Genomic DNA, 22,811 nt, shown 5'->3' on the forward strand with positions numbered 1-22,811 from the left:
CCTAGGAACGTGACTAGCACCGATGCCACCGCGGCCGGCCCAGGCCGTGCCGGGGTCTGGAACCTTCCCAATATCCTGACCATGATCCGCATCGCGCTGGTCCCGTTCTTCGTGTGGTTCCTTATCGCGGACGCGCCGGGGCTGCAGAGCGCGTCCGGGCCGTGGCGGTGGGCGGCGGTCGCGGCGTTCGCCGTCGCCATCTATACGGACAAGCTCGACGGCGACATCGCCAGGAGCCGGAACCTGGTGACGGACTTCGGCAAGATCGCTGATCCCATTGCCGACAAGCTGCTCACCGGCTCCGCACTGGTGATGCTGTCCGTGCTGGGCGAACTGCCTTGGTGGGCCACACTGGTGATCCTGGTCCGCGAGTGGGGCATCACCGCGCTGCGCTTCTTCGTGATCCGCTACGGCGTCATCCCTGCTTCGCGGGGCGGAAAGCTCAAGACCGTTGTGCAGACTGCGGCCATCTTCCTGTACCTCCTGCCGCTGGGTGCCTTCGCTCCATGGCTGGCCTGGGTGGCGTTCGCCGTCATGATGGCGGCCGTGGCCATCACAGTCTGGACCGGCATCCAGTACGTGATTGAGGCACTGCGCCTTCGGGCGAAGGGAAAGCTGCAGGCACGCAGCAGCAAAGGACAGGAGCCGGCATGACCAACCTCCACCATCTGTCCGCGGAAGCAGTCAGGAAAGCCCTCGACACAGGACGCACCGTGGCCGCCGCAGAATCCCTGACCGCCGGGATGGTGTCCGCAGTCCTTGCCGACACGCCCGGCGCCTCCGGGATCCTGCAGGGCGGGGTGGTTGCCTACCAGAACTCGGTCAAGGAATCGGTCCTGGACGTCCCGGCCGAGTTGCTGGCCCGCGTCGGATCCGTCGACCCCGGCGTCGCCGCAGCCATGGCGGCCGGAGCCCGGACAGTCCTGCGCGCTGACATCGGCGTCTCCACCACCGGCGTTGCGGGGCCGGATGAGCACGACGGAAAGCCGGTGGGAACCGTGTATGTAGGCATAGCCACCGCCGCCGGGACGGAAGCCTTCGAGTATTCCTTCGCCGGCAACCGTGCAGAAATCCGCGGACAGGCCTGCGGGGCTGCCTTGGAACGGCTTCTGGAGGCCCTGTCCCGGTGAACCCGGCCGGCCGAAGTTACCCGGATGTAAAGTTGGCGGGAACAAAAGCCGGTACCGATTAGTTATTACATTGTGTCGCTTCCGGATAGCGGAGGCGCCTAGGATGAAATGACCACGACGGTTCGCGCCACCGCGGACCTGACCTATGAGGGAGCAAGGCGATACAGATGGTAAAGCAGCCCGTATCCGTTAACGGCGTTGTCCGCTGGAAGGATGTGGGCCTCGCCGATCAGGCTAAGAGCGAACAGAAGGAGCGCAAGATGGTTGTACTTCGTCACGAAATCGGTGATGTCCTGCGCGATGTCCGCCAGCGTCAGGGGCGTACGCTCCGTGAAGTCTCGCACAGCGCCCGTGTCTCCCTGGGTTACCTCAGTGAAGTGGAGCGCGGCCAGAAGGAAGCGTCATCCGAGCTCCTCTCTTCGATCTGCTCGGCGCTGGATGTCCCGTTGTCCAGCATGCTCCGCGAAGTGAGCGACCGTGTGGCAGTTGCCGAAGGCGTTGCCGTTCCGGACACCGTTCCGCAGGAGTTCTCCCAGCGTTATGGCCGCGACCTTGAGCGCGACCTGAACACTGAACTCAACGACGAACTTTCCACCGGCCTTCTTTCCGGCGCCCGGTAAGCGCGCCGCCGCAAGGCGGCCTTGGAAACAAGACACACTGAAGCCTCCGGCCGTGCCGGGGGCTTCAGTCGTATCCGCCTACGTGTCTTCCGCAGGGGCGGCCGCCGGCCCGTCCTTCGGGAACCCGTCACGCTCGTACGTGGAGTTCAATTTGGCCATGTACCGGGCCAGTTCTTCCAAGTCCTCCACCGGCCATTCGCCCAGGCGTTCACGAAACACCTGCCGCCGGGCATCCTGGACCTGGTGCATCTTCTCCTCACCCTTAGGAGTGAGCCGGATGGCCTGGGCGCGCCCGTCCAGCGGATCTGCCTCCTTGGACACGAGTCCCAGGCTCTCGAGGAACGCAATCTGCCGGCTGACGGACGGCTTGCCCACGCCAATGTTCATGGCCAGGTCGGTGAGCCTGATCGGGCCCTCCCTGCGGATCACCGTCAGCAGGCCATAGGCGGCCGGCTCCATGTCCGGATGGACCTGGCGGGAGAGTTGGTTGGAAATGGCCCGGGCGCGCCGCCAGAAGAGGCTGATCTGGTGCTCCACGTTCTGCAACGCGGCGTCCACGGTGGCTTCGTCGTGGCGGCCTTGCAGGGAGGGGACGTCGGGGGAGCTGCTCATGGCAACAATTCTAGGGTGCGGATCGTGAGAGACTTTTCTGGTGCGAATCAGCGATTATTGGCGGCTTATGGACGACGAATTCGGCGCCGGGTACTCGCGGGTCCTCAGCAGCACGCTTGTGCTGGCCGGGGTGGGCGGGCGCACTGCGGACCAGGCGCTGGCTGCCGGGGTGGAACCCCGCAAGGTGTGGCTGGCAGTCTGCGACGTCCAGGACGTCCCCGCCGAGCGCAGGCTGGGCCGGGACCTCAAGCCCCGCGCGAACTAGCCTGATTCTCCTGACACGCCGCGCTCCTGTTCGAATACCTGTTCGGGTAAAGCTATGCTTTTCATAGCGGGTTATCCACATAGCCGCCGTTATCCGGCCGGAATGTCAGTGGGTCCCATTAGCGTCAGAGATGACCAATAAACGGCCGCTGAGGCCACTCCAAAGCGAGAAAGCATTAGAGGTGTGAACCATGGCGGCAGCCCCGGATCGTGCAAAAGCGCTCGAAGCAGCGCTGGCCCAGATCGACAAGCAGTTCGGTAAAGGCTCGGTCATGCGGCTCGGCGATGAAGTCCGGGCCCCCATCGAGGTCATCCCCACAGGCTCCATCGCCCTGGACGTTGCCTTGGGAATTGGCGGCCTTCCCCGGGGCCGCGTCGTTGAAATCTACGGCCCGGAATCTTCCGGTAAAACCACCGTTGCCCTGCACGCAGTGGCCAACGCCCAGCGACTGGGCGGCATCGCCGCCTTCATCGACGCCGAGCACGCCCTCGATCCTGAGTACGCCGCCAAGCTCGGTGTGGACACGGACGCCCTCCTGGTCTCCCAGCCGGACACCGGCGAGCAGGCCCTCGAAATCATGGACATGCTGGTGGGTTCAGGTTCCCTGGACGTTATCGTGATCGACTCCGTCGCGGCGCTGGTGCCCCGTGCCGAAATTGAAGGCGACATGGGCGACAGCCACGTGGGCCTGCAGGCACGGCTCATGAGCCAGGCCCTGCGTAAGATCACCGGCCGCCTGAGCCAGACGAAGACCACCGCCATCTTCATCAACCAGCTCCGTGAAAAGATCGGCGTCTTCTTCGGTTCCCCCGAAACCACCACCGGCGGTAAGGCCCTGAAGTTCTACGCCTCCATCCGTATCGATGTGCGCCGCATCCAGACCCTCAAGGAAGGCGCGGATTCGGTCGGTAACCGGACCAAGGCGAAGATCGTCAAGAACAAGATGGCCCCGCCCTTCAAGGTGGCCGAGTTCGACATCATCTACGGCCAGGGCATCTCCCGCGAGGGCGGCATCATCGACATGGGCGTGGAGCACGGCATCATCAAGAAGTCCGGCTCCTGGTTCACCTACGATGGCGACCAGCTGGGCCAGGGCATGGAGAACTCGCGCCGGTTCCTGCGCGACAACCCTGAACTGGCCGCCGAACTCGAGCGCCTGATCAAGGAAAAGCTTGGTGTCGGCGTCAAGCCTGCGGAGCCCGAATCCAAGGATTCCCCGAAGCTGAAGGCCGTTGACGGGTTCTAACCGTTGACCAGCCCTGAAAATGCGCGCCCCCGCCGGTCCAGAGCCGGCGGGCGGCGCGCCGCTTCGTATGCCGATGACCTCCAGGACGGCCCGGCTCCGGACTCTCCCGTTGCAGGGGATGCCGAGCCTGATCCGGTGTCGGTTGCGCAGTCCATCGTCTATCGGCAGCTAACAGCCTCAGCCAAGAGCAGGTTGCAGCTCGCACAGAAGCTTGCAGAGCGGAACATCCCGGAAGACGTCGCAGAGGCAGTGCTGGACCGGTTCCAGGAAGCCCGCCTGATCAACGACGCCGACTTCGCCGACATGTGGGTTCGGAGCCGCGCCCAGTCGCGGAAGCTGGCAAAGGGCGCACTCCGGCGCGAGCTGGCGGAGAAAGGCATCGACCAGGAGACTGCCGCCGCGGCGCTGGAACAGTTGTCGGACGCAGATGAAGAAGCCGCAGCAAGGCAACTCGTTGAGCGGAAGCTCCGCCCAGGGACGGATCTTCAGGACCGGGCGGAACGGGACAAGGCTGCGCGCCGGCTGGCCTCCATGCTGGCCCGCAAGGGCTACCAGCCGTCCCAGGCATTCCGGATCGTCAACGACGTCCTGGAGTCCCGGGCCGCAGCCGACAGTGGCGAACGGTAAAACCGGTACCCTTAACAGGTGAGTTTGACCATCCCTTCCCCCCTTTCCGGTACCGGCACCAGCACAGCGGCCGCCGACGCTCCGCAAGCGGCTGCCCAGAAGCCACGCACCTACCAGGTGCGCACCTTCGGCTGCCAGATGAACGTCCACGACTCAGAGCGCATGGCAGGCATGCTCGAGGACGCAGGATACGTACCGGCCGAGGGTGAGCAGGCCGACGTCGTGGTGTTCAACACCTGCGCAGTGCGCGAAAACGCCGACAACAAACTCTATGGGAACCTGGGAATCCTCGCGCCGGTGAAGGCCGCGAACCCCGGCATGCAGATTGCGGTGGGCGGCTGCCTCGCCCAGAAGGACCGGGAAACCATCCTGAAAAAGGCGCCATGGGTGGACGCCGTCTTCGGCACCCACAACGTTGGCGCCCTGCCCGCCCTGCTGGACCGCGCGCGCCACAACAACGAGGCCCAGCTCGAAATCCTCGAGTCCCTGGACGTCTTCCCCTCAACGCTTCCCACCAAACGCGATTCCGTCTACTCGGGCTGGGTATCTATTTCCGTAGGCTGCAACAACACCTGCACCTTCTGCATCGTGCCCGCCCTCCGCGGAAAAGAGAAAGACCGCCGGCCCGGCGACATCCTGGCCGAAATCCAGGCCCTGGTTGACGACGGCGCCATCGAAGTCACCCTCCTCGGCCAGAACGTCAACTCCTACGGCGTCGAGTTCGGCGACCGGCAGGCCTTCTCCAAACTCCTCCGGGCCTGCGGCGATATCGAAGGCCTGGAACGCGTCCGCTTCACCAGCCCGCACCCTGCCGCGTTCACAGACGACGTCATCGACGCCATGGCGGAGACCCCCAACGTCATGCCGCAGCTGCACATGCCGCTGCAGTCCGGCTCGGACAAGGTCCTGCGGGACATGCGGCGCTCCTACAGGTCCACAAAGTTCCTTGGCATCCTGGACAAGGTGCGGGAAAAGATTCCCCACGCCGCCATCTCCACCGACATCATCGTGGGTTTCCCGGGTGAAACGGAAGAGGACTTCCAGGCCACCCTGGACGTGGTCGAGAAGTCCCGCTTCGCCACCGCCTTCACCTTCCAGTATTCCAAGCGCCCCGGCACCCCGGCGGCCGACCTGCCGGACCAGTTGCCCAAGGCCGTGGTGCAGGAACGCTTTGAACGGCTTACCGCCCTCCAGGACAGGATTGCGGCAGAGGAAAACCGGCGCCAGCTGGGCCGCAGGGTTGAGGTCATGGTCACAGCGCAGTCCGGGCGGAAAGCCGGGGAAACCCACCGGCTGTCCGGCCGCTCGCAGGACCAGCGGCTGGTGCACTTCTCCGTCCCGGAGGGCGCCCAGGCTCCGCGTCCGGGAGACCTTGTCACTGTCACCATCACCGAGGCTGCCGCCTTCCACCTCGTGGCCGACCCCACCCTGGCCGACTACAGCCTGCGCCGCTCCCGGGCCGGCGACGCCTGGGACAGGTCCCAGGCGGATTCCTGCGGAGCCCCCGCGCCCGGTGCCGGTACCGGCGGCAAGGGCGTCTCGCTGGGCATGCCCTCGCTGCCCGTCCGCACCCGCTGACCGGTGGGCTCCCCGCCTGTCATCGCCGTCGTCGGTCCCACCGGTTCCGGCAAATCCGACCTTGCCGTCAGCCTTGCACTGGAACTTGGCGGCGAAGTCATCAACGCCGACGCCATGCAGTTCTACCGCGGCATGGACATCGGCACGGCAAAAATCACCCAGGCCGAACGCCGGGGAGTGCCCCACCACCTTCTGGACATCCTGGATGTGACCGAGGAAGCCAGCGTGTCCCGGTTCCAGCAGCAGGCGCGCGCCCTGGTCTCGGACATCCACGCCCGCGGTAAGCGCGCCATCCTGGCCGGCGGCTCCGGCCTGTATGTGCGGGCCGCACTGGATGTCCTTGAATTTCCCGGAACGGATCCGCTGGTTCGCCAACAACTTGAGGCTGAGCTCGCGGAGAACGGGCAGGCGGTGCTGCTGGAGCGCCTGCGCGAAGTGGACCCGGTGTCGGCAGGGAGGTTGTCCGACGCCCGGCGCATCATCCGTGCACTGGAGGTCCACCGGCTCACCGGCCGGCCGTTTAGTTCCTTCATGCCGCAGCGCGAGTACGTCCAGCCGGCCGTCCAGGTGGGCCTGGCCGTGGACCGGGACGTGCTCCGCGACCGGCTCGCCCGCCGGGTGCACCGGATGGTGGACGACGGCCTGCTCGCGGAAGTCCAACGGCTGGACAACCAAGGGCTGCGCCAAGGGAAAACCGCGTCCCGCGCCCTCGGCTACGCGCAGTTCCTCCGGGTCGTCGACGGCGCGTCGACCGTAGCGGAGGCCGCGGAAGACACCATCGTGGCCACCCGGCAGTTCGCACGGCGCCAGCTCACCTGGTTCCGTGCCGATCCCCGCATCTCCTGGCTGGATTGGCAGGACCCGTCGTTGGTGGCCAAGGCCGCAGCGCTGTGCGAACGGCCGCGTATTTAGGGCTGCCCCGCCCGGCCGGTACCCTTGGAAACATGGACGCAACCCTCGCAGAAACCACCGAGCCGGCCCTCCGCACCCTGAGCGGGCTCCGCTTTTCCAAGGGACACGGCACCGGCAACGACTTTGTCCTGGTGGCCGATCCCGACGGTGTCCACACCATATCCGCCCACGACGTTGCAGCGCTCTGCGACCGGCACCGCGGGATCGGCGGCGACGGGCTCATCCGCGCCGTTCCGTCGCGCTTCCTGCCGGAGGGCCGTGAGCAGCTCGCCACGGCCCCGGGCGCCGAATGGTTCATGGACTACCGCAACGGTGACGGCTCGTTGTCCGAGATGTGTGGCAACGGCGTCCGCGTCTTCGTCCACTTCCTCCGCACTGAGGGGCTGATTGACCTGCCCGACGGCGGGGCCCTCACCATCGGCACGCGCGCCGGCGTCAAGACCGTGGTGCGGACAGGCGAAGACTACGCCGTGGACATGGGGCCCTGGGAGTTCATTTTCCCCGGGGACGCCACAGCCAAGGCGATGGATTCACTGGTCACCGCAGAAGGCCTGGAAGTTCCCCGCCCTGCCCTCTCCGTCAGCATGGGCAACCCCCATACTGTCGTGGCCCTGGCGGAGCTGTCGGAACTCACGGCAACCCGCCTGTTCACAGCGCCCGTGGTTGACCCTGTCCCGGCCCACGGAACCAACGTTGAGTTCGTGGTTCCGTCGGAACCCCTTGTGCACGACGGCGTCGGCACAGTCACTATGCGCGTGCATGAACGCGGGGTGGGGGAGACCCAGTCGTGCGGGACCGGGGCTTGCGCCGCCGCAGTGGCCATTCGGCACTGGGCGGGTGCGGAAGCCCCCGACACCTGGCGCGTTCAGGTCCCCGGCGGGGTGGTTGGCGTCAAGTTCTTCGCCGGCCCGGCGGGCCATGAACACGTTGAGCTGAGCGGCCCGGCAGTTATTGTGGCAACCGGGACGCTTTCCTGACCTTCAGGATCCGGAAGGACTTGGACGTTGATTCGCGGCTGACGCTGAAGGAGTCGTCCAGCTCCCCGGCAAGCCAGCGCTGCAGCGAGTCGGCCCCCAGGTTCTTCTGCACCACCAGCCACGCCGTACCGCCCGGCGCGAGGCGGGGCAGCCACAGCTTCAGGAGTGAATGGAGCTCGTCCTTGCCGATCCGGATGGGCGGATTGGACCAGATGGTGTCAAAGCGCACCTCCGGGTCCACCGCTTCCGGGGTACTGGCGGTGACGTTTGCCAGTCCCAGCGCGGCGGCGTTCTCGTTCGTCAGCGTGATGCAGCGCTCGTTCACATCCACTGCGTAGACCCGGGCGGAGGGCGACTTCAGCCCCATGGTCAGGGCAATCGGGCCCCAGCCGCAACCGATGTCCAGCAGGTTTCCCTGCGGCGCGGGGGCCGGGACCTCGGCAAGGAGGATGGCCGTGCCCTTGTCGATCCCGTCCGGGCTGAAGATGCCGGTGGAAGTCTGCAGCCTGCGCGTCTGCCCGGCGAGTTCGACAGTCAGCGGCTTGCGGGTAAAAGGGCCGGCGGGCGTTGCGCTGAAATAATGTGCGGACTCCATAACTGGCCAGAGTAGTTCCCCTTGCAGCGTAAAGGGAAACTGCCGCGTGTGGCCCTCTGCTACGCTGGAGAGCATGTTCCTGATCTTTGAGTAGCCGGCACGGGCCCAGCCCGTCCCGAAGCCATGTCCCACCCAGCGATGCAGGTTTTCCCACCTTCCGCTGCGTGCACCGGGCCGAACGCAGAACGCGTTTTCCGGTCGCCGGACGACACTCGAAGGTCAGCCTCCGCTGGACTTCCCGCCGTTTTTCCGGCTGTTTCCATGTCCGCCACGAATCTGAGTCGTGGCATCTCCGCCGGCGCCGCCTCCTGCAGCGCCCGGCCCAACAAGCCAGGAGGCTTGGATGACCGCAGGCCGTCAGCCCAGCGCGAATACTTCACCAATCACCGGCATTCGGCACTATTCTGGAACTGCCGAATCTTCAAAGGAGACCATGACCAGCCAGCCCAACACCGGATCAGATCCAGCCGCCCAGGACATGAGTCCTGCGGAAATCCAAGCTGTCATCGACCGGATTCTCTCCAAGGACGTACCGGCCAGGAGCCTCAGCGCGCCAGGCGGCGGTGACGAGGGCCGGGACGGGAAGGCAATGCTCGGCAAAGCCCAGGCGATTTCCCGCCTGGACGAAGAACACACAACGTACGACGGCGACCAGCAGGATCTTGAGGAACGCCGCGCCCTGCGCCGAACGGCCGGGCTTTCCACCGAACTCGAAGACGTCACCGAGGTTGAGTACCGGCAGCTGCGCCTTGAACGCGTGGTCCTGGCCGGGCTCTGGTCCGAGGGGACCCTGGCCGACGCCGAGAACTCGCTGCGGGAGCTCGCAGCCCTCGCAGAAACTGCCGGTTCCGAGGTCCTGGACGGGCTGGTCCAGCGGCGCGACAAGCCGGATCCTGGAACGTTCCTCGGTTCGGGCAAGGCCTTGGAGCTCCGGGACATCGTGGCGTCCACCGGCGCGGACACCGTGGTGGTGGATGCCGAGCTCGCGCCCTCCCAGCGCCGAGGCCTGGAGGACATCGTCAAGGTCAAGGTCATCGACCGGACAGCCCTGATCCTGGACATCTTTGCCCAGCACGCCAAGAGCCGCGAAGGCAAGGCCCAGGTGGAGCTGGCCCAGCTGGAGTACCTCCTGCCGCGCCTGCGTGGCTGGGGTGAGTCGATGTCCCGCCAGGCCGGTGGCCAGGTGGGCAGCGCGGCTGCCGGCATGGGTTCGCGCGGTCCCGGTGAGACAAAGATCGAGCTGGACCGCCGCCGGATCCGTACCAGGATGGCCAAGCTGCGGCGCGAGATCGCCGCGATGAAGCCGGCCCGCGAGACCAAACGGGCCAACCGCCGTCGTAATGCCGTGCCGTCCGTGGCGATCGCAGGGTACACCAACGCGGGCAAGTCCTCGCTGCTGAACCGCCTGACCGACGCCGGTGTCCTGGTGGAGAACGCCCTGTTCGCCACCCTGGATCCCACCGTCCGCAAAGCGGAAACCGCGGACGGCCTGGGCTACACCCTGGCCGACACCGTGGGGTTCGTCCGTTCACTGCCAACCCAGCTGGTGGAAGCGTTCCGCTCCACGCTCGAGGAAGTTGCGGACGCGGACCTCATCCTGCACGTGGTGGACGTTTCGCACCCGGATCCCGAGGGCCAGATCGCCGCAGTCCGCAAGGTCTTCAGCGAGGTGGATGCCCGGAAGGTGCCCGAAATCATCGTGCTCAACAAAGCCGACGCCGCTGATCCGTTCGTGGTGGAACGGCTCAAGCAGCGCGAGCCGCGGCACGTGGTGGTCTCGGCCCGCACGGGGGAAGGCATCGCCGAACTGCTGGAGGCAATCAGCGACGCCATTCCCCGGCCCGGCGTCAAGCTGGAACTGCTCATCCCGTATGAGCGCGGAGACCTGATCAGCAAGCTTCACGACTCCGACGCCGAGATCATCAGCGTCGACCACGTTGAAGCCGGCACCAGGGCCGTCGTGATGGTCCGGGAAGGCTTCGCGGCTGAACTGGAACCCTTCGTCAGCAATGACTGAGGCCGTGGCAGGAGAAGCCACGGAAACGGCCGGCGAGCAGTTCGTGATCGAACTGCTCGACCGGGCCGTGGCGGGCATGGGCGGGCAAAGCCGTGCCGGCCAGCATGAGATGGCCAGGCAGGTGGCCCGCGCCATCGAAACGGGGGACCACCTGCTGGTCCAGGCGGGGACCGGCACCGGCAAGTCCCTGGCGTACCTCATACCCCTCATCGCGCATGCATTGCAGAGCAACAAGCCCGCCCTGGTGTCAACGGCCACCCTGGCCCTCCAGACACAGATTGTGGGCAGGGACCTGCCCCGGCTCCTCAAGGCCATCACCCCCGCCCTGGACAGGCCGGTCAAAGTGGCCCTGGTCAAGGGCCGCTCCAACTACGTTTGCCGGCACAAGCTGGAGGGCGGCTTCCCCAGCGAGGAGCCGGCCGAAGGCCAGCTTTTCAGCCTGGGCGAGGACACCAGCGTCCCGCATTTCGCCGCAGCCGTGGGCGGCCCCTCGTCCCAGCTCGGCAAGGAGGTGGTGCGGCTGCGGGAGTGGGCGGAGAAGACCGCCACCGGCGACCGGGATGAACTGCTGCCGGGCGTCACGGACCGTGCCTGGCGGCAGGTTTCGGTGACGTCCATGGAGTGCCTGGGCTCCCAGAAGTGCCCCATGGCTGCGGAATGCTTCAGCGAACTGGCGCGCCAGGACGCTGCTGAAGCGGATGTTGTGGTCACCAACCATGCGATGCTCGCCGTCAGCGCGTTCGAAGGCCTGGCCGTCCTGCCCGAATATGACGTGGTGGTGGTGGATGAGGCCCATGAACTCCAGGACAGGGTTACCGGGGCGGTCTCCGGCCAGCTCTCGGTGGCCATGGTCCACGCCGCTGCCGCCGGTGCGCGGAAGCACACGGCCATCACCGTTGATGCGTTGAACGCCGCAGCCGCCAACTTGGAGCTTGCCCTGGCAGGCGTGCCGAACGGGCTGCTCCCGAACGGGCTCAATGATGAACAGCTGGACTGCGTGGACCAGCTGCGGGACGCCTGCCGGGCTGCCCTCTCGGATTCAAAGGGGGACAGCAGCGCCACGGCCGACGGCGGCAGGCAGCTCGCGCGGTCGCGGCTGCTGCTCATCCTGGAACTTTGTGAACGGCTCCTGGCAGCCCGGGAGAACCGCGAAGTGGTGTGGTTTTCCCGTGCCAGTTCCTTTGACCCTGCACAGGGATTCTCCCCGCCGGACGAGACCGCTCCTGCGTTGATCAACATCGCGCCGCTGTCCGTTGCCGGGAGGCTGCGCGAAGGACTCTTCGCCGGCCACACGGTGGTGCTGACCTCCGCGACGCTGGCCATCGGTTCCGCGTTTGAACCTGCCGCGGGCGGACTGGGCCTGGTGGGTGACGGCGCCCCGAGCTGGACAGGCGTGGACGTGGGATCACCCTTCGACTACCCAAAGCAGGGCATCCTCTACGTGGCCGGGCACCTGCCGAAGCCCGGCAGGGGTGCTTCCCCGGAAGCACTGGACGAACTGGAAGCCCTGATCCGTGCTTCCGGTGGCGGGGCGCTGTGCTTGTTCTCGTCCCGGCGTGCGGCAGAGGAAGCGGCCGAGGCACTGCGCCCCAAGCTGGGGATGACCGTCCTCTGCCAGGGGGACTCCACCATGACCGGCCTGGTAAAGCAGTTCGCCGACGAGCCCGATACCTGCCTGTTCGGGACCATGTCCCTTTGGCAGGGCGTGGACGTCCCCGGCGGCTCGTGCCGGCTTGTGGTGATAGACCGCATCCCGTTTCCGCGGCCGGACGATCCCCTCATGACGGCGCGCTCACGGGCAGTAGCCCAGGCAGGTGGAAACGGCTTTATGTCGGTTTCGGCCACCCACGCCGCGATCCGGCTCGCCCAGGGGGCAGGCCGGCTGATCCGTTCCACGGGCGACAGGGGAGTGGTGGCCGTGCTTGACTCCCGGCTTGCCACTGAGCGCTATGCAGGGTTCCTTCGCGGGGCCCTGCCGCCCTTCTGGTCCACAACAGACCGGAAGACGGCGATTGCCGCCCTGGAGCGGCTGGCCCGGGAAAACGCCTGAGGCCGTCTCGCTGCAGCGGGCGGAGTTTCCCTGCTACAGCGAGCGGAGTACCGACACAACCTTGCCCATGATGGTGGCGTGGTCCCCGAGGATGGGCTCGTACTGGGTGTTCTGCGGGAGCAGCCACGTGTGGCCGTCGCGCTGGCGGAATGTCTTGACGGTGGCTTCGTCATCCAGGAGCGCGGCCACGATATCCCCGTTGGCCGCATCCTGCTGGCGGCGGACCACAACCCAGTCGCCATCGCAGATGGCTGCATCCACCATCGAATCCCCGGCTACCCGAAGCATGAACAGTTCCCCCTGGCCCACCAGTTGCCTGGGGAGCGGCATCACGTCCTCCACCAGCTGGTCGGCAAGGATGGGGCCGCCTGCGGCGATCCGGCCCACCAGGGGAACCATCGCCGTGTCCAGGGCGGTGGGCAGTTCGGTGACAGTCGCTGCACCGGGTGAACGGACGGCGGACGCCTGGCTTGCCGGCTTTGCGGCTCCGCCGTCCAGGGTCAGCGGCATCAGGACTTCCATGGCCCGCGGCCGCTTGGGGTCGCGGCGGAGGTAGCCAAGCTTCTCCAGCTGGGAAAGCTGGTGCGTCACGCTCGAAAGGCTCGCCAGTCCCACGGTGTCGCCGATCTCCCGCATGGACGGCGGGTACCCGTTTTCGTTGACCGAGCGCTGGATGGTTTCGAGGATCTTCTTTTGCCGTGGAGTCAGGCCCTTGGCGGTCCTCTTCGGTTGCGCGGTTGCCCTGCCCCCGGCGGCTGCTGCTGCCATATTCGCCAATGCCTTTCGGTTCCGCCGGCCCTCTCCATGGCCATGCCCTGGAAGTTCCCGCCCCTAAATGTCAGACCCTGCTGATCGACTGTCCAGGTGGTTGTTCTTTGGTTCAAAGCTAGGCCAGCCGCATTGCTTTTTCAAACATTTGTTCTAGCGAGTCTCGACAATGTTCGTTGATAGGTGCTAAAACAGAGAAAGCAAAGTTCGAATATATGTTCTACTCATTGCCCTGGTCATTCGAAGACTACGCCGGAAAAGGTCCGGCCGGGGGCGGAGGGAAGGACGTCCGGGCAGCACAGTACGGTCCAGGAGGGCTCAGATCATGTCAGCTACATCTGTTTCGCGGGGTTCACGCCACCAGCTGCTTTCGGTGCAGCAAATCCTGTCCCAGGCGGACAATCGGCAGGCCGGACGGCCTGCGCCTCTTCCGCCCCTTCGCCTGACCCGTCGCGGTCGCATCGTGCTGATCGGCATTCCGCTGGTCCTGCTCGCTGCCCTGCTCCTTTCGCTGGCAGGCTTTTTCAATGCCCCGGCCAAGGCGTCGGAGTCTGCGACGGATCTTGCAACGACGCCCACTGTCACAGTCACGGTCCAGCCTGGCGAGTCACTGTGGGGCATTGCGGCCGGTGTCGCACCGGAGCGTGATCCGCGGGACGTTGTGGCGGACATCGTGCAGCTCAATAACCTCCCGGCCGGCGCGGTCTTCCCCGGCCAGCAATTGTTCGTGCCCGCAAGTTAGGACCCGGCATTTTGCCTCTCCAGGGGCGGCAGGGCGCGGCGCTCCGGGAGCGAACAGGAAACCGTCACATTTTCCGGTGTCCGGCCCGGGCACTAAACTGTTCAGGTGAATGACCAGCTAGAGCGCCTGAACCGGCTTCCCCTCCGCAGCAACCTCCGCGGGCTTACGCCCTATGGCGCGCCCCAGTTGGACGTTCCAATCCTCCTGAACGTGAATGAAAACACCCATGGGGTTCCGGCTGACGTCAGGGCGGCCATTAGCGCAGCGGTGTCAGAAGCGGCAGCAGGACTCAACAGATACCCGGACCGGGAATTCACCGACCTGCGGAAGGCGTTGGCGGAGTACCTGGGGCACGGGCTGGATGAATCCAACCTTTGGGCGGCCAACGGCTCCAACGAAGTCCTTCAGCAGATACTCCAGGCCTTTGGCGGCCCAGGACGTACAGCGCTCGGATTCCCTCCCACGTACTCCATGTATCCCCTGCTGGCCAGCGGAACGGACACCGAATACATTGTGGGCGAGCGTGCCGGCGATTACGGTCTCAGCGCCGAATCGGCCGCGCGGCAGGTCAAGGAGCTGCAGCCCAACATCGTCTTCCTGTGCTCACCCAACAACCCCACGGGAACCGGCCTCGGGCTGGACGTGGTGGAAGCCGTCTACGAGGCCGGCGAAGAAAGCCAGTCCATCGTCATCGTCGATGAGGCGTACCACGAGTTCGCGCATGACGGAACGCCCAGTGCGCTGACCCTGCTGCCAGGGCGGGAACGGCTGATCGTCTCAAGGACCATGAGCAAGGCGTTCGCCTTGGCCGGCGCCCGCCTCGGCTACATGGCGGCGGCCCCCGAAGTGGCCGACGCGCTGCGGCTCGTCCGTCTCCCGTACCACCTCTCCGCCATCACGCAGGCCACCGCCCTCGCCGCCCTCCGGCACCGGGAGGCGCTGATGGCGGATGTGGAGGACATCAAGAAACAGCGCGACCGCATTGTGTCCGAGCTGCTCAGGATGGGACTCAAGCCTGCCGCGTCAGACTCCAACTACGTGTTTTTCGGCGGCCTGGAGGACCCCCACCAGGTGTGGCAGGAACTGCTGGACGCCGGTGTCCTGGTCCGCGACGTAGGAATCCCCGGCCACCTCCGCGTCACAGCCGGAACTGAGACCGAAACCACAGCTTTCCTCACCTCCCTTGAAAGCATCCTTGCCCGCCAGGCCAAGCTTCCCGCCTAGACTGGAAGAACCGGCGCTGGACGCCCCGAACCACCCCTTCTGCCCAAAAGGACCCAAGCATGAGTACCACCGGATCGAATGTTGCTGCGGCCCGCACCGCGCGCATGGAACGTGCCACCAGTGAGTCCTCTGTGCTCGTGGAAATCAACCTTGACGGTACCGGCACCTCGGACATCGACACGTCGGTGCCGTTCTACGACCACATGCTCACGGCGCTCTGCAAGCACTCCCTGATCGACATGACCGTCAAAGCCACCGGTGACATCCACATCGATGTCCACCACACGGTGGAGGACGTAGCCATAACCTTCGGTGAAGTGCTGCGCACCGCCCTGGGGAACAAAGCCGGGATCCGCCGGTTCGGAGAAGCCACCGTTCCCCTGGACGAAGCGCTGGCGCACGCCGTCGTCGACGTGTCCGGGCGTCCCTACCTGGTGCACGGCGGCGAGCCTGCCGGCCAGGAGTACCACCTGATCGGCGGCCACTTCACCGGGTCGCTCACCCGCCACGTCTTCGAAGCAATCACCCTGCACGCCGGCATCTGCCTGCACATGAACGTCATCGCGGGCCGGGACCCCCACCACATCGTCGAAGCCCAGTTCAAGGCCTTCGCCCGGGCACTGCGCGCAGCAGTTGAACCCGATCCGCGCGTTGAAGGAATCCCCTCCACGAAGGGTGCGCTGTGAGCGGACAGGTCCTGAAGGACGGCGCCATCATCGATCCCTCGGCCTCCCGGAAACTCCCCTCGCCGGAAGGCAAGCCCACCGTCACGGTCCTGGACTACGGTTCCGGTAACGTCCGGTCCGCCGTGCGCGCCCTCGAACGCGCCGGCGCGGAAGTCATCCTGAGCTCCAAGCCCGAGGACGTCCTGAACGCCGACGGCCTGGTGGTTCCCGGTGTCGGCGCCTTCGAAACGGTGATGCGTGAGCTCAAAGCCGTCGACGGGATCCGCCTCATCGGCAGGCGGGTGGCAGGCGGCCGGCCGGTCCTGGGGATCTGCGTTGGCCTCCAGGTGCTCTTTGAGGCGGGCGTCGAACACGGCACGGAGGCGGAGGGCATCGGCGAATGGCCCGGCAAGGTTGAACTCCTGCCGGCTGGCGTGGTGCCGCACATGGGCTGGAACACCGTGAAGGTGCCTGAGGGATCCAAGCTGTTCGCCGGCGTCGAAAACGAGCGGTTCTACTTTGTGCACTCCTACGGGGTGCAGGAATGGAACTTCGATGTTGTGCAGCCGCGCATGGCTGCACCCCTGGTCACCTGGTCCGAGCACGGCGGACCATTCATAGCAGCGGTCGAAAACGGTCCGCTGTGCGCCACCCAGTTCCACCCGGAGAAGTCCGGCGACGCCGGCGCGCGGCTGCTCCGCAACTGGGTGCAGAACCTCAAGAAGCCGGCTCCGGGCGGCCCGGTCCCCGCCGGCGTCCCTTCAACGGAAGACGGCGCTCCAGCGGAAGACGGCGCCGCCTAGATGTGGTCCATCGTCCTGATGGGGCTGGCCGGCCTGCTGGTGGGCGGGGCCCTGTCCTTCAGGCAGCAGCACAAGCCGCTCTGGACCCAGATTTCGTTTTATGTTTTGGCGGGCATGTCGCTGCTCGCTGCCTACCTGCTGACGCTGCCGGGCAACTGACCGGCGGCTGGCCATACTGACCCCGACCCGAAGGATTGACATGACCACCGCAACCGACCTGCCGGTTCTTGAACTGCTGCCCGCCGTCGATGTCGTCAACGGCCAGGCCGTCCGGCTGGTCCAGGGGGAAGCGGGCAGTGAGACCAGCTACGGAACCCCGCTGGAGGCAGCGCTGAACTGGCAGCAGCAGGGTGCCGAATGGGTGCACCTCGTGGACCTGGACGCCGCTTTCGGGCGCGGCTCCAACGCGGAACTGCTCCGCGAAGTGGTGGGCCGGCTGGACATCAAGGTGGAACTTTCCGGCGGTCTCCGTGATGACGAAACCCTTGAAGCGGCCCTGGACCTTGGCGTTGCCCGTGTGAACCTGGGAACCGCCGCGCTGGAAAACCCCGAATGGACGCGCCGGGCAATCGAACGCTTTGGCGACAAGATCGCCGTCGGACTGGATGTTCGCGGCACCACGCTGTCCGGCCGGGGCTGGACAAAGGAAGGCGGGGACCTCTGGGACGTCCTGGGCCGCCTTGAGGAAGCCGGCTGCAGCCGCTACGTGGTCACAGACGTGACCAAGGACGGCACCCTGCAGGGACCCAATGTGGAACTCCTGCGCCAGATGGTGGAAAAGACCGGCAAGCCGGTGGTTGCTTCAGGCGGCATCTCCAGCCTCGACGACCTGCGCGTCCTGCGCTCGTTGGTTCCCTTGGGCGTCGAAGGCGCCATCGTGGGCAAGGCCCTTTACGCCGGGGCCTTTACGCTGCCCGAAGCGCTCGACGTCGCCGGCCGCCGCTAAACAGCCCGGCATGGCCAGCAACGCACCGGGCTCCCCGTCCCCGCGCCAGCTGCCGGGGCACATCGCTGCGGCGCTGGCGGGCGCCGGCGGCGCTGCGGACTCTGCAGGCCAGCCCTGGGCGGGCCGGAGCCTGGCCGGAGACGATGCCAAAATCCACAACTTCGAGAACGACGACGGAACCGCCAGCGATGCCTACCTCGCCGCAGTTGCGGCCTTGCGGGAAGGAACAGGGGATGAAGCCGGCGTGGTGGCTTCGCTGGCCACCGCCCGCGTGTTCATCCCCATCGTGGCCCGGCTCGCCGAGGAAGCGGAAGGATCGCACGGCTTGAACTCCGACAAACAGGCGGACATGGCCCTGGTTACCCTCAAGGCTGCCGACGGCAGGACAGCCATGCCGGCCTTCACCTCAACGGCGGCACTGGCCGCCTGGCACCCGGGGGCCAGGCCGGTTGCGGTGTACGCGGCACGTGCGGCGCTCTCCGCCGTCGCGGAGGGCGCAGAACTGCTGGTCCTCGATCCGGGCTCCGGGTTCACGTTCGTGGTGCGGCGGCCCGCGGTCTGGGCCCTGGCACAGCAGCACGGGTGGGTCCCGTCGTACAGGGACGAGGAGCTCGCGCAGGAGATGGGCCGGGCAGCCGCCGGTTTCCCCGCCGTCCGGAACCTCGAGCTGGTGCCGGGCAGGGGAGTGGCCGCCCGCGCCGCCGATGGAACCATGGTTGCAGGCGGCGGTGCGGGGCCGGAACTGCAGGTGGTGCTCTACCTCGAAGACGGACTCGATGCGGCGGGGGTGCAGGAACTCGTAGCCGGCCTCCAGGCGCAGTGGTCGCGGAATGTATTGTTTGGGGAGCGCGTCGACTCGATCGAGGTCAAGTTGAGGCGCGCAGACCGCTAGCCGCAGAAAGGCGGGGTGATCCCCGGCCCGCTGCGGCAGACATGAGGATCACCGTGAATTTCGCTCTCTACCGGGAGTTGCTCGCCGTCGGGCCCGTCCGCAGGCTGCTGCTGGTGGGCATGGTTGCCCGTATTCCCCATTCCGCGGCCGGCGTGCTGCTGACCCTGCACATCGTCCTCACCCTGGACCAGGGATATGCCGCCGCGGGCGCCGCCGCCGCCGTCATGACCATCGGCATGGCCGTTGGCGCGCCGTGGCGCGGGCGGCGCGTGGACACCGTGGGCCTGCGCACCGCACTGATCCCTTCCGTGATCTCGGAAACCGTCATTTGGTCTGTGGTTCCCCACGTGTCCTACCAGTGGCTGCTTCCGCTGGTGTTTGTGGGCGGCCTGCTCACGCTCCCCATCTTCAGTGTGGTCCGCCAGTCCCTGGGCGTTCTGGTCGACGGCGACCAGCGCCGTACGGCCTTCGCCCTCGACGCGATCACCACCGAGATAGTGTTCATGATCGGCCCCGCTGCGGGTGCCATCGTGGCCACCAGCGGGTTCACAGTGCTGGGCCTGACCGTGGTGGGCGTTTCCACGTCGCTGGCCGGCCTGTTCCTGATGTGGTTCAACCCGCCCACCCGCAGTGCTGCGCAATCCGAGGAATCCAGCGCTGACGAGTGCCGCGCGGCAGAGGCCGCCGTCGTGTCCGCCGCCCCCGCGCATTTGCAGGAGGCGGCGGCGGAACTGGCGCCTGCGGAAGCCCGGGGCCGTGCCGGCCTCCGCGGCAAGGTTGCTCACAACTTCACATGGTTCACGGCCGCCGTGGCCGCGGTCTTTGCGGTGGCAGCGGGCGCCGGCATGGTCCTGAGCGGGACGGATGTGGGAATTGTGGCAGCCCTGGAGACGGGCGGCCACCAGCGCGATATCGGCATCGTCTTCGTCTTCTGGTGCGCAGCGTCGGTGGTAGGCGGCCTGGTGTACGGCGCCATGCACCGTCCCGTCTCTCCGCTGGTCCTGCTGCTGGGGATGGCGGCACTGACGATCCCCATGGGCTTCGCCCATGACACCTGGACCCTGGCCTTCGCCTCGCTCCTGCCGGGACTGCTGTGCGCGCCCGTGCTGTCATCAGCATCAGAAAAGGTGGCGGACCTGGTGGCCGAGGAACGCCGCGGGGAGGCCATGGGCTGGTACGGCTCAGCGCTGACGGCAGGCGTGGCCCTGGGTGCGCCGCTCGCGGGCGTCTTCATCGACGGCACAGGACCGTCCGGAGGGTTTGTGTCGGTGGGGGTCGCCGGCGTGCTGCTGTGCTTTGCCGGGCTGTTCCTCCAGCAGCGGCGGCGCCGCGCTGCCTGACGCGATTTCTTCCATCGGTTGCTCCACAGTTGTCCTTTTGGTCGCGCTAAACGGCAGCTACGGAGCAATCGATGGACCGCGGAGGTACTTCGCCCGGGAAACGACGACGGCGGGACGACCCGTAAAGGCCGTCCCGCCGTCGCAAGGCGCTTGGGTGGGTTCTTCCTTAGTTCACTGCCCCGGTGTACTTCTCTCCCGGGCCCTTGCCCGGGGCATCGGGAATCAGCGACTCTTCGCGGAACGCCAGCTGCAGCGACCGCAGGCCGTCACGCAACGGCCCTGCGTGCTGCGATCCGATCTCCGGGGCGGCCGCCGTCACCAGGCCGGCCAGGGCCGTGATCAGTTTCCGGGCCTCGTCCAGGTCCTTCAGTTCCTCGGCGTTGTCCTCCGCCGCCAGCCCCAGCTTGACGGCGGCTGCGCTCATCAGATGGACGGCTGCGGTGGTGATGACCTCGATCGCCGGAACCTCGGAAATATCGCGGACCTGCCGGGAGACATCGGGACCGGCGGGCGCGGGCTCGAAAACGTGTGAATTACTGTCTGGGGTGCTCATACTGGTAAGCTTGACACAGACCAACTGGATGTCGTTATTTCAGAGATTGATCCAACAATCAAGGTTCCCACCGGCGCTGCACTGCGTTGACGGGAATTTTTTCTGTAAGATGGCATGCAGTTTGCAAGCGGAGTTCTCTCCCACCCGCGTCAGCCGCTGTTCCGAAGTTTAGGAACTCAAGGTTGCCGGGTACCTGGTTGGGCATGGAACCGGCATCGGCCGGAACTGTGCGTGCAGTCCCTGGAAGGGAGCTGTATCCGATCTTTCAGAGGCCTTCGATTGCTCCGGCAATTGGGGGCCTTCTCTATTTGCCGGATTCCACAACAAAAACAGGAGCTTTAACATTAGCGAGCCAAGAATCAATGAGCGTATCCGCGTCCCCGAGGTGCGGCTGGTCGGCCCTGCAGGTGAACAGGTAGGAATCGTCCGTATTGAGGATGCCCTGCGTCTGGCTGCCGAGTCCGACCTTGATCTCGTTGAAGTTGCACCTCAGGCGAAGCCTCCGGTGTGCAAGCTGATGGACTTCGGCAAGTACAAGTACGAGGCCGCGGTTAAGGCACGCGAAGCCCGGAAGAACCAGACGAACACCGTTCTGAAGGAAATCCGCTTCCGCCTGAAGATCGACACCCACGACTACGAGACCAAGCGCGGGCACGCACTGCGCTTCCTCGGCGCCGGGGACAAGGTCAAGGCCATGATCCAGTTCCGTGGCCGTGAGCAGCAGCGTCCGGAAATGGGCATCCGCCTCCTCCAGCGCTTCGCCGACGACGTCGCTGAAGTGGGCGTTGTGGAGTCCAGCCCCCGCATTGACGGCCGCAACATGGTCATGGTGGTTGGCCCGCTGAAGAACAAGGCAGAGGCCAAGGCCGAAGCCCGTCGCGCCACCCAGCGTGCCGAGGCGAAGGCACAGAACGAAGCCAAGGCTTCCGGGCGTGTTGACACGTCCGGCGACGATCAGGCGCCTTTGACGCAGTCCCTGGCGGATCTGCTGCCCGAAGGATTCACCGTCTCGACCGAACCTGAGGCAGTAGCCGAGGCCCCTGCGCAGGAGCCGGCCGCCGTCGTCGAGCCTGCTGCAGCCGAAGCTCCCGCCAAGGCCGCGGAAGCTCCGAAGCAGGAGGCTCCGAAGCAGGAGGCTCCGAAGGCAGTTGCGCCGAAGGCGGCCCCCAAGGCTGCTGCTCCGAAGGCTGCTCCCGCCCCCAAGGCTGCGGCCGAGAAGCCCGCCGCGGCTGCTCCGGCGGCTCCGGCAGCAGCGCCGAAGCCCGCAGCGGTTCCTGCTCCGCCGAAGCCGGTGGCCAGGCCCGCCGCGCCGAAGCCTGCTGCCCGCCCTGCCCCCAAGGCAGCGCCGAAGCCGGCAGGCAAGAAGACCACTTAGTTCATAGCTGCCCGGGGTTCCGTCCCCGGACAGTCAGCAACCAGCATGCCGCCCGCAGGGGCGGCTGCGCGAGAGAGCCGCAGGCCCAGCCTGCGGATACGTAAGGAGATCGGTTCCCATGCCGAAGATGAAGACCCACAGTGGTGCCAAGAAGCGCTTCAAGCTGACCGGCAGCGGCAAGCTGCGCCGCCAGCAGGCCAACCGCCGCCACTACCTCGAGCACAAGTCCTCACGGCTGACCCGTCGCCTTGCCGGCGACAAGATCGTCTTCAAGGGCGATGCCAAGGTCATCCGGAAGATGCTCGGCATCTAGTTTCCAAGTTCTTTGACTGACCACCACCTGGTGGCCGGTCACCTACCAAAAAGCCTTCTCAGGCCGCCGGGAAACCGGCAGTAGATGCTTGGGATCAGATTTTCGAAGGAGTACGCACGTGGCACGTGTGAAGAGGGCGGTCAACGCCCACAAGAAGCGCCGGGTTATCCTTGAACGCGCAAAGGGCTACCGTGGACAGCGTTCACGCCTGTACCGCAAGGCCAAAGAGCAGCTGCTGCACTCGTTTGTGTACAGCTACGGCGACCGCAAGAAGAAGAAGGGCGACTTCCGCCGCCTGTGGATCCAGCGCATCAACGCTGCATCCCGCGCCAACGGACTCACCTACAACCGCCTGATCCAGGGCCTGAAGGCCGCTGAGGTTGAGGTTGACCGCCGCATGCTGGCCGAGCTGGCCGTTTCCGACGCCAACGCTTTCGCAGCGCTGGTCAAGGTTGCCAAGGATTCCCTGCCTGCCGACACCTCCGCCAAGAAGGTTGTTGCCTAGCAACCGGCTGTTCCGCCAGGGACGGTTCAGGAACCCGTGGCCCTAGCCACTAAAGT

Annotated in this window: 26 protein-coding genes; 22 read left to right on the top strand and 4 right to left on the bottom strand. The window is 66.2% G+C overall.

Annotated features, from left to right (window positions below):
- Positions 1-9: 9 nt before the first annotated feature.
- The 3 genes from pgsA (at position 10) to PV768_RS08690 (ending at position 1,750) form a co-directional block, all read left to right on the top strand.
- Complete coding sequence (gene pgsA / locus PV768_RS08680; RefSeq protein WP_421092806.1) at positions 10-654, top strand: CDP-diacylglycerol--glycerol-3-phosphate 3-phosphatidyltransferase; 645 nt, start codon at positions 10-12, stop codon at positions 652-654.
- On the top strand, positions 651-1,130 hold the full coding sequence (locus PV768_RS08685; protein WP_157238582.1) for a CinA family protein: 480 nt from the start codon (positions 651-653) through the stop codon (positions 1,128-1,130). Before pgsA ends, PV768_RS08685 begins: the two co-directional genes overlap by 4 nt.
- A 167-nt stretch (positions 1,131-1,297) precedes the next feature.
- On the top strand, positions 1,298-1,750 hold the full coding sequence (locus PV768_RS08690) for a helix-turn-helix domain-containing protein (protein ID WP_043793869.1): 453 nt from the start codon (positions 1,298-1,300) through the stop codon (positions 1,748-1,750).
- 78 nt (positions 1,751-1,828) lie between these two features.
- Here PV768_RS08690 and PV768_RS08695 read toward each other — a convergent pair whose 3' ends face one another.
- Positions 1,829-2,362, bottom strand: coding sequence for a MarR family winged helix-turn-helix transcriptional regulator (locus tag PV768_RS08695; protein ID WP_157238581.1), 534 nt, complete (start codon positions 2,360-2,362; stop codon positions 1,829-1,831).
- Between the two features lie 40 nt (positions 2,363-2,402).
- On the opposite strand from PV768_RS08695, the gene PV768_RS08700 reads away from it, so the two are divergent.
- The 6 genes from PV768_RS08700 to dapF all read left to right on the top strand — a co-directional run bounded on the left by PV768_RS08700 (position 2,403) and on the right by dapF (position 7,967).
- Positions 2,403-2,627: a DUF3046 domain-containing protein gene (locus tag PV768_RS08700; protein ID WP_321215870.1), complete on the top strand. Its 225-nt coding sequence runs from the start codon at positions 2,403-2,405 to the stop codon at positions 2,625-2,627.
- A gap of 190 nt (positions 2,628-2,817) precedes the next feature.
- Complete coding sequence (recA, locus tag PV768_RS08705; protein WP_066274884.1) at positions 2,818-3,873, top strand: recombinase RecA; 1,056 nt, start codon at positions 2,818-2,820, stop codon at positions 3,871-3,873.
- A gap of 135 nt (positions 3,874-4,008) precedes the next feature.
- Positions 4,009-4,500, top strand: coding sequence for a regulatory protein RecX (locus PV768_RS08710; protein WP_321215871.1), 492 nt, complete (start codon positions 4,009-4,011; stop codon positions 4,498-4,500).
- A gap of 18 nt (positions 4,501-4,518) precedes the next feature.
- Complete coding sequence (miaB, locus tag PV768_RS08715; protein ID WP_323057596.1) at positions 4,519-6,078, top strand: tRNA (N6-isopentenyl adenosine(37)-C2)-methylthiotransferase MiaB; 1,560 nt, start codon at positions 4,519-4,521, stop codon at positions 6,076-6,078.
- Positions 6,079-6,081: 3 nt separating this feature from the next.
- Entirely contained in the window at positions 6,082-6,990 is a 909-nt protein-coding gene (miaA, locus tag PV768_RS08720) for a tRNA (adenosine(37)-N6)-dimethylallyltransferase MiaA (protein ID WP_370460358.1), read from the top strand.
- A gap of 32 nt (positions 6,991-7,022) precedes the next feature.
- Complete coding sequence (dapF, locus tag PV768_RS08725; RefSeq protein ID WP_421092807.1) at positions 7,023-7,967, top strand: diaminopimelate epimerase; 945 nt, start codon at positions 7,023-7,025, stop codon at positions 7,965-7,967.
- On the opposite strand, the gene PV768_RS08730 is transcribed toward dapF, so the two are convergent.
- On the bottom strand, positions 7,939-8,562 hold the full coding sequence (locus PV768_RS08730) for a class I SAM-dependent methyltransferase (RefSeq protein ID WP_421092808.1): 624 nt from the start codon (positions 8,560-8,562) through the stop codon (positions 7,939-7,941). The two genes, dapF and PV768_RS08730, sit on opposite strands and share 29 nt — an antisense overlap.
- A gap of 433 nt (positions 8,563-8,995) precedes the next feature.
- On the opposite strand from PV768_RS08730, the gene hflX reads away from it, so the two are divergent.
- Positions 8,996-10,579, top strand: coding sequence for a GTPase HflX (gene hflX, locus PV768_RS08735; protein WP_157238578.1), 1,584 nt, complete (start codon positions 8,996-8,998; stop codon positions 10,577-10,579).
- A complete protein-coding gene (locus tag PV768_RS08740) occupies positions 10,572-12,629 on the top strand; it encodes an ATP-dependent DNA helicase (RefSeq protein WP_157238577.1) in 2,058 nt (685 codons plus the stop codon). Before hflX ends, PV768_RS08740 begins: the two co-directional genes overlap by 8 nt.
- Positions 12,630-12,662: 33 nt before the next feature.
- On the opposite strand, the gene lexA is transcribed toward PV768_RS08740, so the two are convergent.
- On the bottom strand, positions 12,663-13,397 hold the full coding sequence (gene lexA / locus PV768_RS08745) for a transcriptional repressor LexA (RefSeq protein ID WP_321215875.1): 735 nt from the start codon (positions 13,395-13,397) through the stop codon (positions 12,663-12,665).
- A gap of 325 nt (positions 13,398-13,722) precedes the next feature.
- Here lexA and PV768_RS08750 point away from each other — a divergent pair, with 325 nt between their 5' ends.
- The 8 genes from PV768_RS08750 (at position 13,723) to PV768_RS08785 (ending at position 20,009) form a co-directional block, all read left to right on the top strand.
- A complete protein-coding gene (locus tag PV768_RS08750; protein ID WP_157238575.1) occupies positions 13,723-14,139 on the top strand; it encodes a LysM peptidoglycan-binding domain-containing protein in 417 nt (138 codons plus the stop codon).
- Positions 14,140-14,244: 105 nt separating this feature from the next.
- A complete protein-coding gene (locus PV768_RS08755) occupies positions 14,245-15,363 on the top strand; it encodes a histidinol-phosphate transaminase (RefSeq protein ID WP_321215876.1) in 1,119 nt (372 codons plus the stop codon).
- A 59-nt stretch (positions 15,364-15,422) separates the two neighbouring features.
- Positions 15,423-16,049 (top strand): imidazoleglycerol-phosphate dehydratase HisB, encoded by a 627-nt coding sequence (hisB, locus tag PV768_RS08760; RefSeq protein WP_066274905.1) that lies wholly within the window; start codon positions 15,423-15,425, stop codon positions 16,047-16,049.
- A complete protein-coding gene (gene hisH, locus PV768_RS08765; RefSeq protein ID WP_421092809.1) occupies positions 16,046-16,831 on the top strand; it encodes an imidazole glycerol phosphate synthase subunit HisH in 786 nt (261 codons plus the stop codon). Before hisB ends, hisH begins: the two co-directional genes overlap by 4 nt.
- Entirely contained in the window at positions 16,832-16,990 is a 159-nt protein-coding gene (locus tag PV768_RS08770; protein ID WP_197432389.1) for a hypothetical protein, read from the top strand.
- Positions 16,991-17,030: 40 nt separating this feature from the next.
- Complete coding sequence (gene priA / locus PV768_RS08775) at positions 17,031-17,777, top strand: bifunctional 1-(5-phosphoribosyl)-5-((5-phosphoribosylamino)methylideneamino)imidazole-4-carboxamide isomerase/phosphoribosylanthranilate isomerase PriA (protein WP_157238574.1); 747 nt, start codon at positions 17,031-17,033, stop codon at positions 17,775-17,777.
- Positions 17,778-17,787: 10 nt separating this feature from the next.
- Positions 17,788-18,669 (top strand): SseB family protein, encoded by an 882-nt coding sequence (locus tag PV768_RS08780; RefSeq protein WP_421092810.1) that lies wholly within the window; start codon positions 17,788-17,790, stop codon positions 18,667-18,669.
- Between the two features lie 53 nt (positions 18,670-18,722).
- Positions 18,723-20,009: an MFS transporter gene (locus PV768_RS08785; protein ID WP_421092811.1), complete on the top strand. Its 1,287-nt coding sequence runs from the start codon at positions 18,723-18,725 to the stop codon at positions 20,007-20,009.
- Positions 20,010-20,175: 166 nt separating this feature from the next.
- Here PV768_RS08785 and PV768_RS08790 read toward each other — a convergent pair whose 3' ends face one another.
- Positions 20,176-20,562, bottom strand: a complete 387-nt coding sequence (locus PV768_RS08790) for a DUF1844 domain-containing protein (RefSeq protein ID WP_157238571.1) — start codon at positions 20,560-20,562, stop codon at positions 20,176-20,178.
- 385 nt (positions 20,563-20,947) lie between these two features.
- Between PV768_RS08790 and infC the strand changes: the two genes are divergently transcribed.
- The 3 genes from infC (at position 20,948) to rplT (ending at position 22,755) form a co-directional block, all read left to right on the top strand.
- Entirely contained in the window at positions 20,948-21,937 is a 990-nt protein-coding gene (gene infC, locus PV768_RS08795) for a translation initiation factor IF-3 (protein ID WP_421092812.1), read from the top strand.
- Positions 21,938-22,055: 118 nt separating this feature from the next.
- The gene (rpmI, locus tag PV768_RS08800) at positions 22,056-22,250 is read left to right on the top strand and encodes a 50S ribosomal protein L35 (protein WP_009358635.1); all 195 of its coding nucleotides are present in this window, start codon (positions 22,056-22,058) and stop codon (positions 22,248-22,250) included.
- Between the two features lie 118 nt (positions 22,251-22,368).
- On the top strand, positions 22,369-22,755 hold the full coding sequence (rplT, locus tag PV768_RS08805; RefSeq protein WP_066274920.1) for a 50S ribosomal protein L20: 387 nt from the start codon (positions 22,369-22,371) through the stop codon (positions 22,753-22,755).
- The last annotated feature ends 56 nt before the right edge of the window (positions 22,756-22,811 follow it).

Origin of the sequence: Pseudarthrobacter sp. CC4, from assembly GCF_048957775.1 — a bacterium.
Classification (GTDB): Bacteria; Actinomycetota; Actinomycetes; order Actinomycetales; family Micrococcaceae; genus Arthrobacter.

Excerpts from the sequence above, each read along its gene's own strand:
- PV768_RS08685 (WP_157238582.1), top strand. The coding sequence starts at position 651 with ATGACCAACCTCCACCATCTGTCCGCGGAAGCAGTCAGGAAAGCCCTC.
- PV768_RS08690 (WP_043793869.1), top strand. The coding sequence starts at position 1,298 with ATGGTAAAGCAGCCCGTATCCGTTAACGGCGTTGTCCGCTGGAAGGAT.
- PV768_RS08695 (WP_157238581.1), bottom strand. The coding sequence starts at position 2,362 with ATGAGCAGCTCCCCCGACGTCCCCTCCCTGCAAGGCCGCCACGACGAA.
- recA (WP_066274884.1), top strand. The coding sequence starts at position 2,818 with ATGGCGGCAGCCCCGGATCGTGCAAAAGCGCTCGAAGCAGCGCTGGCC.
- dapF (WP_421092807.1), top strand. The coding sequence starts at position 7,023 with ATGGACGCAACCCTCGCAGAAACCACCGAGCCGGCCCTCCGCACCCTG.
- PV768_RS08730 (WP_421092808.1), bottom strand. The coding sequence starts at position 8,562 with ATGGAGTCCGCACATTATTTCAGCGCAACGCCCGCCGGCCCTTTTACC.
- hflX (WP_157238578.1), top strand. The coding sequence starts at position 8,996 with ATGACCAGCCAGCCCAACACCGGATCAGATCCAGCCGCCCAGGACATG.
- PV768_RS08740 (WP_157238577.1), top strand. The coding sequence starts at position 10,572 with ATGACTGAGGCCGTGGCAGGAGAAGCCACGGAAACGGCCGGCGAGCAG.
- lexA (WP_321215875.1), bottom strand. The coding sequence starts at position 13,397 with ATGGCAGCAGCAGCCGCCGGGGGCAGGGCAACCGCGCAACCGAAGAGG.
- PV768_RS08750 (WP_157238575.1), top strand. The coding sequence starts at position 13,723 with ATGTCAGCTACATCTGTTTCGCGGGGTTCACGCCACCAGCTGCTTTCG.
- hisB (WP_066274905.1), top strand. The coding sequence starts at position 15,423 with ATGAGTACCACCGGATCGAATGTTGCTGCGGCCCGCACCGCGCGCATG.
- PV768_RS08770 (WP_197432389.1), top strand. The coding sequence starts at position 16,832 with ATGTGGTCCATCGTCCTGATGGGGCTGGCCGGCCTGCTGGTGGGCGGG.
- priA (WP_157238574.1), top strand. The coding sequence starts at position 17,031 with ATGACCACCGCAACCGACCTGCCGGTTCTTGAACTGCTGCCCGCCGTC.
- PV768_RS08780 (WP_421092810.1), top strand. The coding sequence starts at position 17,788 with ATGGCCAGCAACGCACCGGGCTCCCCGTCCCCGCGCCAGCTGCCGGGG.
- PV768_RS08790 (WP_157238571.1), bottom strand. The coding sequence starts at position 20,562 with ATGAGCACCCCAGACAGTAATTCACACGTTTTCGAGCCCGCGCCCGCC.
- rpmI (WP_009358635.1), top strand. The coding sequence starts at position 22,056 with ATGCCGAAGATGAAGACCCACAGTGGTGCCAAGAAGCGCTTCAAGCTG.